Source organism: uncultured Sphingomonas sp., from assembly GCF_913062585.1.
Classification (GTDB): Bacteria; Pseudomonadota; Alphaproteobacteria; order Sphingomonadales; family Sphingomonadaceae; genus Sphingomonas.
In genome coordinates this window covers 38,676-52,132 of sequence record NZ_CAJXWX010000011.1, presented here as the reverse complement: position 1 = coordinate 52,132, position 13,457 = coordinate 38,676, and the positions used below count along the sequence as shown (strand labels likewise).

General features: G+C 67.1%; 15 protein-coding genes. 9 read left to right on the top strand and 6 right to left on the bottom strand.

What is annotated here, in order from left to right:
• Positions 1-35: 35 nt before the first annotated feature.
• The 3 genes from lnt to QZ546_RS09270 all read left to right on the top strand — a co-directional run bounded on the left by lnt (position 36) and on the right by QZ546_RS09270 (position 3,751).
• The gene (gene lnt, locus QZ546_RS09280; RefSeq protein ID WP_294236412.1) at positions 36-1,574 is read left to right on the top strand and encodes an apolipoprotein N-acyltransferase; all 1,539 of its coding nucleotides are present in this window, start codon (positions 36-38) and stop codon (positions 1,572-1,574) included.
• A gap of 41 nt (positions 1,575-1,615) precedes the next feature.
• Positions 1,616-2,818, top strand: coding sequence for a methionine adenosyltransferase (gene metK / locus QZ546_RS09275; protein WP_294236410.1), 1,203 nt, complete (start codon positions 1,616-1,618; stop codon positions 2,816-2,818).
• 138 nt (positions 2,819-2,956) lie between these two features.
• Complete coding sequence (locus tag QZ546_RS09270; protein ID WP_294236409.1) at positions 2,957-3,751, top strand: hypothetical protein; 795 nt, start codon at positions 2,957-2,959, stop codon at positions 3,749-3,751.
• Between the two features lie 3 nt (positions 3,752-3,754).
• Here the strand turns inward: QZ546_RS09270 and QZ546_RS09265 are convergent, their stop codons facing one another.
• Positions 3,755-4,558 carry a formate/nitrite transporter family protein gene (locus QZ546_RS09265; protein ID WP_294236407.1) on the bottom strand — a complete coding sequence of 268 codons (804 nt, stop codon included), beginning with the start codon at positions 4,556-4,558 and terminating at the stop codon, positions 3,755-3,757.
• A gap of 64 nt (positions 4,559-4,622) precedes the next feature.
• Between QZ546_RS09265 and trmB the strand changes: the two genes are divergently transcribed.
• On the top strand, positions 4,623-5,303 hold the full coding sequence (trmB, locus tag QZ546_RS09260) for a tRNA (guanosine(46)-N7)-methyltransferase TrmB (RefSeq protein WP_294236405.1): 681 nt from the start codon (positions 4,623-4,625) through the stop codon (positions 5,301-5,303).
• Between the two features lie 12 nt (positions 5,304-5,315).
• Here trmB and QZ546_RS09255 read toward each other — a convergent pair whose 3' ends face one another.
• Positions 5,316-5,522: a hypothetical protein gene (locus tag QZ546_RS09255; RefSeq protein WP_294236402.1), complete on the bottom strand. Its 207-nt coding sequence runs from the start codon at positions 5,520-5,522 to the stop codon at positions 5,316-5,318.
• A 136-nt stretch (positions 5,523-5,658) separates the two neighbouring features.
• On the opposite strand from QZ546_RS09255, the gene QZ546_RS09250 reads away from it, so the two are divergent.
• Both QZ546_RS09250 and QZ546_RS09245 read left to right on the top strand, forming a co-directional pair.
• A complete protein-coding gene (locus QZ546_RS09250) occupies positions 5,659-6,117 on the top strand; it encodes a hypothetical protein (protein ID WP_294236517.1) in 459 nt (152 codons plus the stop codon).
• 331 nt (positions 6,118-6,448) lie between these two features.
• Positions 6,449-7,720 carry an isoprenylcysteine carboxylmethyltransferase family protein gene (locus QZ546_RS09245; protein ID WP_294236400.1) on the top strand — a complete coding sequence of 424 codons (1,272 nt, stop codon included), beginning with the start codon at positions 6,449-6,451 and terminating at the stop codon, positions 7,718-7,720.
• 115 nt (positions 7,721-7,835) lie between these two features.
• Here the strand turns inward: QZ546_RS09245 and QZ546_RS09240 are convergent, their stop codons facing one another.
• Genes QZ546_RS09240 through QZ546_RS09230 form a run of 3 tightly spaced genes read right to left on the bottom strand, consistent with a single transcriptional unit; the run spans position 7,836 to position 10,189 of the window.
• A complete protein-coding gene (locus tag QZ546_RS09240) occupies positions 7,836-8,027 on the bottom strand; it encodes a hypothetical protein (protein ID WP_294236398.1) in 192 nt (63 codons plus the stop codon).
• On the bottom strand, positions 8,027-9,400 hold the full coding sequence (locus QZ546_RS09235) for a glutamate--cysteine ligase (RefSeq protein WP_294236397.1): 1,374 nt from the start codon (positions 9,398-9,400) through the stop codon (positions 8,027-8,029). Before QZ546_RS09235 ends, QZ546_RS09240 begins: the two co-directional genes overlap by 1 nt.
• A 45-nt stretch (positions 9,401-9,445) precedes the next feature.
• Positions 9,446-10,189 carry a 16S rRNA (uracil(1498)-N(3))-methyltransferase gene (locus QZ546_RS09230; protein WP_294236395.1) on the bottom strand — a complete coding sequence of 248 codons (744 nt, stop codon included), beginning with the start codon at positions 10,187-10,189 and terminating at the stop codon, positions 9,446-9,448.
• 77 nt (positions 10,190-10,266) lie between these two features.
• Here QZ546_RS09230 and ppk2 point away from each other — a divergent pair, with 77 nt between their 5' ends.
• Together ppk2 and QZ546_RS09220 are read left to right on the top strand one after the other, a co-directional pair.
• Positions 10,267-11,022 (top strand): polyphosphate kinase 2, encoded by a 756-nt coding sequence (ppk2, locus tag QZ546_RS09225; protein ID WP_294236393.1) that lies wholly within the window; start codon positions 10,267-10,269, stop codon positions 11,020-11,022.
• Positions 11,023-11,105: 83 nt separating this feature from the next.
• The gene (locus tag QZ546_RS09220; RefSeq protein ID WP_294236391.1) at positions 11,106-12,122 is read left to right on the top strand and encodes a glycosyltransferase family 2 protein; all 1,017 of its coding nucleotides are present in this window, start codon (positions 11,106-11,108) and stop codon (positions 12,120-12,122) included.
• A 3-nt stretch (positions 12,123-12,125) separates the two neighbouring features.
• Here QZ546_RS09220 and QZ546_RS09215 read toward each other — a convergent pair whose 3' ends face one another.
• Positions 12,126-12,278, bottom strand: a complete 153-nt coding sequence (locus tag QZ546_RS09215) for a hypothetical protein (RefSeq protein ID WP_294236389.1) — start codon at positions 12,276-12,278, stop codon at positions 12,126-12,128.
• Positions 12,279-12,367: 89 nt separating this feature from the next.
• Here QZ546_RS09215 and ubiA point away from each other — a divergent pair, with 89 nt between their 5' ends.
• Positions 12,368-13,291: a 4-hydroxybenzoate octaprenyltransferase gene (gene ubiA, locus QZ546_RS09210; RefSeq protein WP_294236386.1), complete on the top strand. Its 924-nt coding sequence runs from the start codon at positions 12,368-12,370 to the stop codon at positions 13,289-13,291.
• Positions 13,292-13,457: the final 166 nt, after the last annotated feature.

Sequence of the window (13,457 nt, the reverse complement as noted above, 5' to 3'; positions counted from 1 at the left end):
GCTCCTGTCACAGGCCCGCGCCATATCCTGCCGCCGTGACCCGCTATCCCGCTCTCATCGCCCTGATCGCCGGGGCCGTCGCCGCCTGCGGCTTCGCCCCGCTCGACCTCTGGCCGCTGCTGCTCGTTGGGCTGATCGTCCTTCTCGCCCTGGTGCAGGATGCCCCCAGCATCCGAAGCGCCTTGTGGCGCGGCTGGGCGTTCGGGGTCGGACATTTCACCGTCAACAACAACTGGTTCCAGCACGCCTTCGACTTTCAGGATAAGATGCCGCCGGTGCTGGGCTATGTCGCGGCGGTAGGGCTCGCGCTGTACCTCGCCATATTCCCGATGGCCGCGTCGGGCGTGGCGTGGCGCTTTCGCGGACGACGGGCGGATACGGCCTATGTACTGATCTTCGGCGCCGCCTGGATCGCGACCGAATATCTGAGGGCCCGGCTGTTCACCGGCTATGCCTGGGATCCCTTGTCGGTCGCCTGGTTGCCGGTCATCGGCGTGGCGCGGATGAGCGCGTTCGTCGGCACCTATGCGCTGTCTGGGCTGACCGTGGTGCTGGCGGGCGCGATCTGGCTCGCACTTCGCAGGCGCTGGCATCTGGCGGCGGTGATGGTCCCCGCAACGGGCCTGGCCGCCCTATCCGCCCCCCTCACCCGCGCGCCTGAGCCCGCCGCCGACGCGCCGCTGGTCCGCGTGGTCCAGCCCGATGTCAGCCAGGACCAACGCGGCGAGAGCGACGGACCGCTGCTGCTCCGGCGCCTGATCGAATTGTCAGGCCGCCCCGGCCCCCGCCCGCGCCTGGTCGTCTGGCCCGAGGGCGTGGTGCGCGACATGATCGAGGACGGCTATCCCGACTGGGCCTATTTTGGGTTCAACTATGCCCCGCCCTTCTGGACGCGCCGCCAGATCGCCAATGTGCTGGGCCCCCGCGACACCGCTATGGTCGGCGGCACCGCACTCTATTTCTCACCCGACCGCAAGCGGGTGGCGAGCGCAGCGAATAGCGTCTTCGCGATCGCCGCCAATGGCCAGATCACCGGCCGCTACGACAAGGCGCATCTGGTGCCTTATGGCGAATATCTGCCCATGCCCTGGCTGTTGAAGCCGCTGGGCCTGGCGCGGCTAGTCCCCGGCGACATGGACTTCACCCCCGGCCCCGGACCGCGTTCCTTGCGCGTGCCGAACTTCGGGCCGGTGGGCGTCCAGCTCTGCTACGAGATCATCTTCTCGGGCCAGGTCGTGGACGAAGCCCATCGCCCGCGCCTGCTCTTCAATCCATCCAACGACGCCTGGTTCGGCCGCTGGGGCCCGCCCCAGCATTTGGCCCAGGCGCGGATGCGCGCGATCGAGGAAGGGCTGCCGATCATCCGCGCCACGCCGACCGGCATATCGGCGATCATCGCCGCCGATGGCCGCCTGGTCGCGACCGTGCCGCACGAGACGGCGGGTGCCGCCGAGGCACCCCTGCCCGCCGCGCTGCCGCCGACGCTCTTTTCGCGGATCGGCAACATGCTGGCGCTGGCCATCGCCATGGGCCTGGCCGCGATCGGCGTTGCCATTCGCCGCCGCGCCCGCTAGGACCGATATAAAGCTATCTTTATATCCTTATGAGGACGGGAATGCGGAACTCGTACATCTTTACCTCGGAATCGGTTTCCGAAGGTCACCCCGACAAGGTCGCCGACCAGATCAGCGACGCGATCGTCGACCTGTTCCTGTCCAAGGACTCCGAAGCGCGCATCGCGTGCGAGACCCTGACCACCACCAACAAGGTCGTGCTGGCGGGTGAAATCCGCTGCAAGGGCGTGTTCGAGAATAACCAGTGGGCCGAGGGCGCGCTGGAGGAGATCGAGCGGACCGTCCGCGATACCGTCAAGCGGATCGGTTACGAGCAGTCGGGCTTCCACTGGCAGCATTTCGACTTCTCGAACAACCTGCACGGCCAGTCGGCGCATATCGCGATGGGCGTGGACGAGAGCGGCAACAAGGACGAAGGCGCCGGCGACCAGGGCATCATGTTCGGTTATGCGACCGACGAGACGCCCGGCCTGATGCCCGCGACCCTCTATTACAGCCACAAGATCCTGGAAAAGATGGCGGCCGACCGCCACTCCGGCGCGGCCCCCTTCCTGGAGCCCGACGCCAAGAGCCAGGTCACGCTGCAGTACGAGAACGGCCTGCCGGTCCGCGCGACCGCGATCGTCGTGTCGACCCAGCACTCGGCCGAGCTGTCGAACGAGGCCGGCCAGGCCAAGCTTCGCGACTATGTAAAGTCGGTGCTGACCGACATCCTGCCCGAGGGCTGGCTGCCGGACGACAAGCAGATTTACGTCAACCCGACCGGCCTGTTCGAGATCGGTGGCCCGGACGGTGATGCCGGCCTGACCGGCCGCAAGATCATCGTCGACACCTATGGCGGCGCGGCACCGCATGGCGGCGGCGCGTTCAGCGGCAAGGACCCGACCAAGGTCGACCGTTCGGCGGCTTACGTCGCGCGCTACCTCGCCAAGAACGTCGTTGCGGCGGGCCTGGCCAAGCGCTGCACCATCCAGCTGTCCTACGCGATCGGCGTCGCCGAGCCGCTGTCGGTCTATGTCGACCTGCATGGCACCGGCACCGTCGAGGAAGCCAAGCTTGAGGCTGCGCTGCCCAAGCTGGTCCGCCTGACGCCCAAGGGCATTCGCGAGCATCTGAAGCTCAACGCGCCGATCTATTCCAAGACCGCCGCTTATGGTCACTTCGGTCGTGAGGCCGAAGGCGCGCTGTTCACCTGGGAAAAGACCGACCTGGTCGACCAGATCAAGGCCGCCGTCGCCGCCTGATCCGGCACGCGACCGTTGCTGAGAAAAGGCCCGTGCGGAGACATTCGCACGGGCCTTTTTCTTTGTGGGCATGGCTTGCCCAACGGCCCGACCCGCGTCAGCCTGCGCCCCGCGACCTGGGGGAGGTATGCGATGCAAATGATCGGGATGGCCGCGATCCTGGCCGTGGCGAGTCCGGCCACGGCCGTGATCCAAGACGAACGCTCGGACCAGCAACGCATCGCCGACGCCTCCGCTTATGGCGCGATGATCTACGCCTTCGACCGGGCGGCCTGGGTCAGCACCGACTCGCTGCTGGAGGATGTGCCCAGGGATCAGCTGACGGGTGCGGGCGGCTATGTCATCGAACCGCTCGACCGCGACACGCTGCGCGCAACCTATTTCAAGGGGCAAGCGACGACGGCCCGCGCCTTCTTCGTCGCCGACGTGCGTGGCGGCAAGGTCGTCCGGCATCAAATCCTCGCCAAGCCGGAACCGCTGACGCCCGCACAGATGATCCTCGCCCGTGCCCGCGAAATCGCCAGCACCACTGCCGAGACGCAAGGCTATCGCCCATGCACCCCGGCCCCATTCAATAGCGTCGTCATTCCCTCGGCCGATGGCGGGCCGGTAACCGTCTATCTGCTGACGCCACAGGTGACGAACGACAGCTATATGATGGGCGGCAATTACCGCATCGTCATCGCGCCCGATGGCAAGATCGTCAGCACGCGGGCCTTCAGTCTCAGCTGCCTGAATTTGCCCAAACCCGACGTCAAAAAGGACGGGAAGGAAGCCGGGCTTTTCATCACCCATCTGATGGACCCGGTCCCGACCGAAATCCACGTCTTCGCATCCTACAGCCTGGCCTCGCCTGTCTTCGTCCTCACCAAAGACAAAAGTTTCTGGATCGTGCAAGGCAACCGGATCTCTCCGGGGCCACGACCGAAATAGCGCCTATTCCCGCGTCTCGCCCTGCACTTGGCCATGCGCGAGCAAGGTGAACAGCCCCGCGCCGCCGACCAGATTGCCGAGTATCGCCGGGAGCATCAGCCCGAACACGGCTTGTTCGATCGTGACCTTCCCCGTGAAAAGCAACAGGAAGGTCTCGTCCGCGCCGACGATCGAATGACTAAATCCCGCAATGGCGATGACATAGGTGATCGCCAGGATGATCCAGAAGGCCTGGGTCCGGCCGTTGGGCAAGATCCAGGCGACCACCGCGATCAGGAAACCGGCGGGGATGGCGTTGATGAACGTCTGCCACCCGTTCAGGTCCAGAATGCCCGCCGACACCGCGATCATCGCCTCGCGAATCTCAGGATTCCCCAGCGCCCCGCCCGCGACCATCCCGGCGGCGAGCGCGGTGCCGATCAGATTGGCGAAGAGCACGATCCCCCACAGCCGCAGCGTCCGTTGCAACGCCCAGCCCGATGGCCTGGTCACCAGCGGCAGCATCGCGGTGATCGTGCTTTCGGTGAACAACTGCATCCGCCCCAGGATCACCACGAGGAACCCGACCGGATAACCGAGCGCCGTGACCAGCTCGCGCCACGATGCCTCGGGCAAACCCGCATGCAGCGCGCCCTCGGCGATCAGCGAGCTGTGGATCGCGATTCCCGCCGCCAGCCCCGACCAGAACAACGCGCCTGCGGGGCGGTCGAGTTCGCTCTCCCCCGCCTCGCGCACCGCACGGTGGAGGTCCTTGGCATCGGCGGCTTTCTGCGCCTTGCCTTCGGCTTTGCTGTCATCCTGATCCATTCCCCGCCAGCAACGCGCGCACGCGCTCTTGGCTCCCGCCCCTTCCCCGCGCTAAGGGCGCGCGATGAACGATCCGACGACGATCCGCCGCCTCTATGGTCGGCGACAGGGGCATAAGCTGCGCCAAGGCCAGGCCGCTTTGGTCGAGGACATGCTGCCGGCGCTCAGCGTGCCCGAAGACGGGCCGCTGGATGCGACGCGGCTGTTCGGCGACGATCGTCCGCTCCAGGTCGAGATCGGCTTCGGCGCAGGCGAGCATCTGGCGGGCCAGGCCGAGGCGACACCCGGCACCGGCTTTATCGGCTGCGAGCCCTTCCTGAACGGCGTGGTCGGCGCGCTGGGCCATATCCGCGACCGCGACCTCGCCAATGTCCGGCTGCACATGGGTGACGCGCTGGAGGTGATCGAGCGGCTGTCCGATGCGAGCCTCGACCGCGTCTATCTGCTCCACCCCGATCCCTGGCCCAAGGCGCGCCATGCCAAGCGGCGGATGATGAACCACGGCCCGCTCGACACCATCGCGCGCAAGCTGAAGTCGGGCGGCGAGTTTCGCCTGGGCACGGACGATCCGACCTATTGCCACTGGTCGATGATGATCATGAACGCGCGGCAGGATTTCGTCTGGCAGGCAGAGACCCCGACCGACTTCCTGACCCGCCCCGCCGACTGGCCCGAGACGCGCTACGAACGCAAGGCCCGGCGTCAAGGGCATGAGGTGTGGTATTTCCGGTATATCCGCCAGTAAGCGGAAAACCCCTCAGGCGTGGAACGATGCGGCTCGCAAGTCGGCACGCCCGACCACACCAGACAGGGGCGGTGGCGGGGCCAGGTTGCGGCGGGCGAGCTCGGCGCTGATCGTGGCGATATCGTCGCGATCGGCGGCCCCGGTCGCCAGCGCATAGGCGGCCAGTAACGTCTGGTCGTCCATATATTCGATCAGGTCGGGGTCGAGCATAGGGTTCATCGCGGCCTCCCGGATTTATAGTCTGGATCAATAACCTGCGGATCGCCCACTTGTTGCCTCGCCATGCGATCAATCCTTTCGGCAATCCCGCTGGCCCTGGCCCGTGCCGCCGCTATAGACGACCGCCTTGCAGCGGATGGAGGCGGAATTGGTCGATGACAGCTGGGGCGTGACGCCCGCCAAAGGCGGCTTGCGCGTCCGCACCAATGACAGCCTGGAGGAGCGCGCCGCGGCCCGTGCCAAGGCGCGCGAGGCACGGGCCAGCGAGCGCGAATCGCTGATGGCCAGCCGGCTGGAAGCGCGCGCCGCCAATCGCGAGCGGGACATGGCGGCCCGCGAAGCCGAACGCACCGCCCGGCGCGAGGCCGAAATCGCCGCCGCCGAAAAAGACCCGCACGCCGCCGCCGCGAAGCGCCACCGCACCTCCGGTCGCAAGGACGTGGTGCGCGAGCAGCGCGACACGCGCGGCTATACGACGGTGGTCGACGAGGGGCGGATCCGCGAACTGGCCAAGCGCGGCGCGTCGACCGGCGGCCTAGCCGCCGCGTTCGGGATTAGCGAAGAAGAGATTCAGGGGATTCTGGCGGCGGAGTGACCCATGGTCTTCCCCGCTCGCGGGTAGGATTGTGATAGGCCCTGGGGCCGATCGACATTCATGGCGCTTGTCCCTTCCCTCTCCCCTGGACAGGGGAGAGGGTTAGCGAAGCTTGCCAGCGTGCTGGCTAGCGCAGCTTGGGTGAGGGGTTGAGCGAGCCTTTGGCTCGCGCGCTCGGTCCCCGAGCGCCCACCCCTCACCCAGCTCCGACTAAGCCTTTGCTGCGCAAAGACCAAGTCTGCGCAACCCTCTCCCCTCAGAGAGGGGCGAGGGAAGAATAGATGTCCGGCCTAACGCCTTGCTTACCGAATTGCGCTAAGCCCCGCATCCCATGGCCGATCTCCCTCACCCCTCGGCGCGACCGCCGCGCCCCGCCTCTGCCGTCAGTCATGGCGTCGGGCTGGCGGGCCTGGCGGGTTCGCTCGGCTGGCTCGGCTTTGCCTGGTGGAGGCATCTCGACGGGCCCTATGCGGCGCTGGTCCATCTGCTCTGCGCGGGCGTGCCGATGCTGCTCTGGTCGATCCTGGTCGACAAGGTGCACCGCCATGCCTCGACCGGCATCGACTGGGCGCATCCCCGCCCCTTGCGCGACACGCTGGACATCAGCCTGACCAAGCTGGCCGGGCTATGGGCGACCTTCGCGCTGATCGCGCTGATCTTCGCGACCGGGCGCTTTTATTGGCAGGGCTTCTTCCTGTTCGCGATGCAGTGCCTGGGCTGGATGGCGCCCGCGCTGTTCCTGTTTTCGATCCCCTATGTGATCTGGCTCGACCGGCGCTTGGTCGAGCCGAGGGACGGCACGTGGATGCTGGGGGCGTGGCTGACCGGGCAGAAGGGGGTCGAGCCCGAGGCCATCTATGCCCATTTGCGCGCCTGGGCGGTGAAGGCGTTCTTCCTGCCCTTCATGCTGGGCGTGGTGCCGGGCGGGTTCGGCCTGTTCGTGCGCGGCGACCTATCGGTCGTGCTGCACGATCCGGTGGCGCTGGCCAACTGGCTGATCACGCTGATGTTCCTGATCGACGTGGCCTTTGCGACGGTCGGCTATCTGCTGACCATGCGGCCGCTCGATGCGCATATCCGCTCGGCCAATCCTTATGCGGCGGCCTGGGCGGCGGCGCTGATCTGCTATCCGCCGACGATCCTGATGGGGGACAACGGCCCGCTCAACTATCGGCCGGGGACGGCCGAGTGGAGCTATTGGTTCGCGGGGCATCCCGTGATCCTGTCGACGATCGGGGCGGTGCTGGTCGGGCTGACCGCCATCTATGCCTGGTCGACCGTGGCGTTCGGCATCCGCTTTTCCAACCTGACGCACCGGGGCATCCTGACCCACGGGCCTTATGCAGTGTCGCGGCACCCGGCCTATCTGTCGAAGAACATCTTCTGGTGGATCGCGACGATCCCGATCCTGTCGACGGGAACATGGGTGGATGCCGCGCGCAGTTGCCTGCTGCTGGGCGTGGTCAATGGCATCTATTATTGGCGGGCCAGGACCGAGGAGCGGCATTTGTCGGCCGATCCGGCGTACCGGGACTATTATGACTGGATGGCGCGCTATGGAGCGGTGCCGCGCTTTTTCCGCTGGGTTCTGGGGCGGGGGTAAGCCCTTGGCCTTCGACTTCGCTCAGGCTGAACGGAGGTTTCGCCTCGCGGCCCGTTCAGGCTGAGCGAAGTCGAAGCCCACGCCGCGACATTGAATACAGGCTGGCGTTGATCCGTCAGCGGCTGTTGACGGGAAGATCAACCTTCACCGCATGGGTTGGTATCGGCGTGAGCATGAAGACCAGACTACTGGCGATCCCGAGCACTCCCCAGACATAATGCCCACGCCGACAATCCAGAACACCACGCACCAGACAAAATACCGAAGCCCCGACGGCTGCGATCATCCAGAGCGCGAAGCCCGTCATCAGAAGCTCGCTTCCTCATAAACCCGCGAGATGTCCCCACCCCACTCGCCATGATAGCGGTCGAGCAGCACCTGCGCGGGCACCTTGCCCGAACGCACGATCTCACGCAGCGGGTCGAGGAAGCCGGTCTCGTTATCCCCCGCCCCGTTCACCCGCGCGCGCGCCGCCAGTCCCGCATGGGCGATGTCGAGCACTTCGCCCGCAATATCGCGCAGGCGGCCACCACCCGGCAGCGGCGCGTCGAGCGCCAGTTCGGGCACCGAGTCGCGAAGCGCCTGCCGCTCGTCCAGCGACCAGCCCTTGACCAGATCCCAGGCGGCATCGAGCGCCGCATCGTCGTACAGCAATCCGACCCACAGCGCGGGCAGTGCGCAAATGCGGTTCCACGGACCGCCATCGGCGCCGCGCATCTCCAGGAAGGTCTTCAGCCGAACCTCAGGGAAAGCGGTCGACAGATGGTCGTTCCAGTCGTCGATCGTCGGCAACTCGCCCGGCAGGACCGACAGTTCGCCCTTCAGGAAATCGCGGAAGGACAGCCCCGCCGCGTCGATATATTTGCCGTCGCGATAGACGAAGTACATCGGCACATCGAGCGCATAGTCGGCATAGCGCTCGTACCCGAAGCCGTCCTCGAACACGAAGGGCAACATGCCAGTGCGCGCCGGGTCGGTGTCCGACCAGATATGGCTGCGGAAGGACAGCTTGCCGTTGGGTTTGCCTTCGGTGAAGGGCGAATTGGCGAACAGCGCGGTCGCCAGCGGCTGGAGCGCCAGGCCGACCCGGAACTTCTTCACCATGTCCGCCTCGGACGCATAGTCCAGATTCACCTGGATCGTGGACGTCCGCAGCATCATGTCGAGCCCCAGCGAGCCGACGCGCGGCATGTGGCGCAGCATGATCGCATAGCGCCCCTTGGGCATGATGGGCAGCTCGGCGCGGGTCTTGTCCGGCCACATGCCCAGGCCCAGGAAGCCGAGGCCCAGCTTGTCGCCCGCCGCCTTCACCTGGGTCAGGTGACGCCCGGTTTCGGCACAGGTCTGGTGCAGATTGTCGAGCGGCGCGCCCGACAGCTCGAACTGGCCGGCGGGCTCCAGGCTGATCGAGCCGTCCGCGCCGCTCAGCGCGATGACGTTGCCGCCCTCCAGCACCGGGGCCCAGCCATATTGCTCCAGCTCGCCCAAAAGCGCGCGAATGCCCGAGGCTTCGTCATAGGACGGCGCATGATGGTCGCCGAGCGCATAGACGAACTTCTCGTGCTCGGTGCCGATCCGCCAGCGGTCGCGGGGCTTTTCTCCCCGCGCGAAGCTTGCGATCAGCTGATCGCGGGACTCGATGATGGCGCCCTTGGCGGTGCTCGCGGTCTTGGTGCTCATGAACCGCGCCTTACGCGGGCGCGCGGCGTCACGCCATAGGGTGAATCAACGCCAATCGCCCGCCGCCGCCATCCACAGCGACACCGCCGCCGCCGCCGCCGTGTCGGCGCGCAGGATGCGGGGCCCCAGGCCGATGCCGATGGCGGAGGGGTGCGCGCGGATCGCCTCGCGCTCTTCCGTGTCGAAGCCGCCTTCGGGGCCGATCAGGATCGCCGCCGGGCCCTGGTGCGCCCGCATCGCCTCCAGCGCGGGGACGCCGCCCGTCTCGTCGGCGAAGAACAGTGCGCGCCCCTCGGGCCAGTCGCGGAGCAGCGCGGGCAGCTTCACCGGCTCGGCGACCTCGGGCAAGGCGGTGCGCCCGCATTGCTCGGCCGCCTCGATCATATGGGCGCGCAATCGCTCGGTATTGGGCTTGTCGACCACGGTGCGGCGGGTGACGACGGGCACCAGCCGCGCCACGCCCAGCTCGCACGCCTTTTCGGCAAGCCAGTCGACCCGCCCCTTCTTGAGCGGCGCGGCGCACAGCCACAGATCGGGCACCGCCTCGCGCTCACGCAGTAACTGGGTCACGTCCAGCGTCAGGTCGCGCTTGCCGACCGAGGCCGCGACGCCCAGCCATTCGCCGGTGCGGTCGTCGAACAGCTTGACCGGATCGCCGACCTTGGTGCGCATGACGGACACCAGATAATGCGCGGCGGGGCCGTCGATGCGGATCGGCCCCTCAGCGAGCGGCTGGTCGACGAACAGGCGGGGCGTGGATTGCGGCGGCCAGGCGGGGGTAGCGGGCATGGGCCCCGCTTACACGGGTCGCGCGACGCTTGCCACTTTTGCGGTTTCGGGTGTTTCTTCACGCAAAGGAGGCACGAATGGGCAAGCATTACCAGGAAGAACTCGAATCGCTGCAACTGGCGCTGGTTCGCACCCAGATGGCGATGATGGGCTCCGACGAGCGGGTCGTCATCGTGCTGGAGGGGCGCGACGGGGCGGGCAAGGACGGCACGATCAAGCGGATCACCGAGCATCTCTCCGTCCGCGCCACCCGCGTGGTCGCCCTGCCCAAGCCGTCCGACCGCGAACGGACGCAATGGTATTTCCAGCGCTACGCCAGCCATCTGCCTGCCGCAGGCGAGATCGTGATCTTCAACCGCAGCTGGTACAACCGCGCAGGGGTAGAGGTGGTGATGGGCTTCTCCACCGCCACCGAACAGGAAGCGTTCCTGCGCGACGCCCCCGATTTCGAGCGGATGCTGGTCGAAAGCGGCATCAGGCTGGTCAAGATCTGGCTCGACATCACCAAGAAGGAACAGGAAAAGCGGCTGGAGGACAGGCGGACCGATCCGCTGAAGGCGCTGAAGGTGTCCGACATGGACAAGGTCGCGCAGGCCAAATGGGCCGAATATTCGGCGGCACGCGACACGATGCTGACCCGCACCCACACCCCCTTCGCGCCGTGGCATGTCGTGCGCGCCGACGACAAGAAGGACGCGCGTATCGCGATCATCCGCCACATCCTGCACGCCATCGCCCCGGCCGCCATCGCCGATGGGGTGGACGCGCCGGACCCCGAAACGCTCTTCCCCTTTGACATGGCCGCGCTGGAGGATGGCCGCCTGGCGAAATAGCCGCGCGTTTAGACTTTCATAACCATGATGCGATCTAAGAGGCGGCGAGCCATCGCACCCGGCCTTGGCACGTATCGAAAGTCATGCCCGTGACACGGACCCCGTCCGACATTGCCGCCGTCCTGATCGTCCGCGACGAGGCCCGCTCCATCGCCCGCTGCCTGAACAGCGTGTCGCCCTGGGTCGACCGGATCGTCGTGCTCGACACCGGATCGACGGACGATACGGTCGCGATCGCGCAAGAGCTGGGGGCCGAGGTGCATCATCTGCCCTGGCCCGAAAGCTTCGCCATCGCACGCAATCACGCCCTGACGCTGGCCGATGCGGAATGGAACCTGGTCATCGACGCCGATGAATGGATCATCGGCGACGGTGCCGCCATCCGCGAATGGTGTGCGACCGCCGGTGACCGGCTGGGAGCACCGTGCGTCCACAGCGAGGCGGACACCGGCACCGTGCAGCGGACATGGATGACGCGCCTGCTGCCGCGCGGCGTCCGCTATGAAGGGCGCGTGCGCGAACAGGTCGCCTCCGCCTTGCCCCGCCATCGCATTGCGCTCGATATCGGGCATGACGGCGACCTCGCGCCGCAGCTCGCGCGCAAGATGGACCGCCACTGGCTGCTGCTGCTCGCCGAGCTGGCCGACCGGCCCGACGACGCATACCTGACCTATCAATTGGGCAAGGACGCGCAGATGCGGGGCGACCTCCTGTCCGCTTGCGACCATTATGCCCAAGCGCTCGCCGCCACGCCGCTGGACGCGAACTGGCGGCACGATCTGGTCATCAACGCCTTGCACGCGTTCACCAAGACCGGGCGCCTGCAAGAGGCGCTGACGATGAACGAAAGCGAAATGGCGAACTGGCCGGAGTCCCCCGACTATTTCTTCGCGCTGGGCGACCTGTTCCTGGAGGCGGCGCTGGCCGAGCCGCACCGTGCGCTCGACCATTGGCTGCCTCTGGCGGAGGGGGCATGGGAAAACTGCCTCACCATCGGCGAGCGCCCCGATCTGGAGGGCAGCGTCACCGGACGCGGCAGCTTCCTGGCGCAGTATAATCTCAACATCATCCGTTCCGGTCAGGCGACGGTCGCGGCCTGATCCCTAACCGCGCCGACGCCGCCGGATCAGCCACCAGGCCAGGCCCAGTGCCAGCGCCGCGACCAGCACCACGCCGCCGACCATCCCGGCGACGCGCAGGATCGCCCAGAACAGCGCCTCGACGAAACGGCCGACCGCGACCGACAGGCCGATCATGAGGCAAGGCTATCGCGGGAGGACACGGGCACGACGATAGCGTCGAACGCCCTTGCGCGCCACGGGTCGCGGCCATAGGCCCCCTTGCCATGACCATCGAGCCCAGCACCATCGAGATCGTACCCGATAGCGAGCATAAGGGACTGGTCGGGCGGCTGCCGCCCCGGCTGCGGGGGCTGGCGCTGCTGGCGCGGTTCGACCGGCCGATCGGCTGGTGGCTGCTCTTCTGGCCCGGCGTCTGGGCGATCGCGCTGGCGGGGGGCCTGCCGGATCGCTGGCCGCTGATCCTGTGGTTCCTGCTGGGGTCGATCGCGATGCGCGGCGCAGGGTGCGTCTTCAACGACATCGTCGACCGCGATCTGGATGCCAAGGTCGCACGGACGCGGGCGCGGCCGATCCCTTCGGGCCTCGTCTCTGTCAAGCTGGCGGCGATCTGGCTGGTCGCGCTGTGCCTGATCGGGCTGGTCGTCCTCGTCCAGTTGCGCGCGCTGGCTGCCATCGTCGCGGTGGCGAGCCTGGCGCCGGTCGCCGCCTATCCCTTCATGAAGCGGATCACCTGGTGGCCGCAGGCCTGGCTGGGCATGGTGTTCAGCTGGGCCGCTTTGGTCGGCTGGGCGGAGGTGGCGGGGGCGCTCTCCGCGCCGCTCTGGCTGCTCTATGCCGGGTCGATCGCCTGGGTGATCGGCTATGACACCATCTATGCGCTTCAGGACCGCGAGGACGATGCGCTGATCGGGGTGCGCTCCTCGGCGCTGCGCATGGGCGCGCATGTGAAGCCGGGCGTGGGAGCGTTTTACCTTGTGGCGGTGCTGTGCTGGGCAGGGGCGATCTGGCTGGTGCGGCCGGACCCGCTGGCGGTCGCGGCGCTGGTGCCGATCGCGCTGCATCTGGGGTGGCAGGTGGTGACGCTGACGCCCGAAGATGGTGCGGGGGCGCTGTACCGGTTCCGGTCCAATCGGTTCGCAGGATTGCTGATGGCGCTGGCCTGCGCAGTGGTGGGCTCGTCCCTCTGATTCCTCCCCTGCAAGGGGAGGTGGCGCGCAGCGCGTCGGAGGGGTGACAACCTATCGAGAGCGGGACACCCCTCCGTCAGGGCTTCGCCCTGCCACCTCCCCTTGCAGGGGAGGAATTGCCCCGCTTAAACTTGACCCAGCGCAACGCTTTGGCGGGTTGTCGGTT